This is a genomic window from Ruegeria sp. AI2 (genome assembly GCF_056541275.1).
This window is the reverse complement of record NZ_JBQFYB010000087.1, coordinates 1-591: the sequence shown is the minus strand read 5'-3', so window position 1 is coordinate 591 and position 591 is coordinate 1. Positions and strand designations below refer to the sequence as shown.

Genomic DNA, 591 nt, shown 5'->3' with positions numbered 1-591 from the left:
GGTGGCCTATGACAATCGAACACAGCGCAACATTCTGCTTGGAACGGTCTGTTTCGGAATGGCGGTGTTTACCATGCACTTTGTGGCAACGGGCCTGACCGACTTTGTCGCCAGCGACAACACTGGTGGAGCCGGGCCAGCACTGAACAACCAGGTGCTGGCCATGGGTGTCACGGTGTCGGTTTTCCTGATCTGCGCTGCCTTCCTGTTGACAGGGGTGACGTTTTTTGGCGTTGAGACCGAGGACGAGGCAACATCCGAAACGTCGGAACCCGAACAGGCGGCACCGGCTCAGCTGCGGGCGGGTATACCGTTCGAGCGTGAGGGTCAGACATTTTTTAGCCCGGCAGGTGACATCGCAGCCGTTCGGGCCGAAGGGCACTATACTGTCCTCTACATGGGGGCCGAGAAGTTATTTTGCCCGTGGTCGATCACCGAAGCCGAAACACGGCTGAAACCCGATGGTTTTCTACGCGCGCATCGCAGTTACCTTGTGAACCCAAAACACGTTTCCAGTTTCGAGCGGCACAAGGACAACGGCACATGCTATTTTGACGGCGTAGATGCTTTAACTAAAGTTCCCGTCAGCCG

The 591-nt window shown here is 56.7% G+C and carries 1 protein-coding gene; it reads left to right on the top strand.

Translation table 11 applies throughout. The features are described 5' to 3' along the window. The coding region (locus ACR0LL_RS21315; protein WP_480589331.1) for a LytTR family transcriptional regulator DNA-binding domain-containing protein at positions 1–591 on the top strand (591 nt) is incomplete at both ends.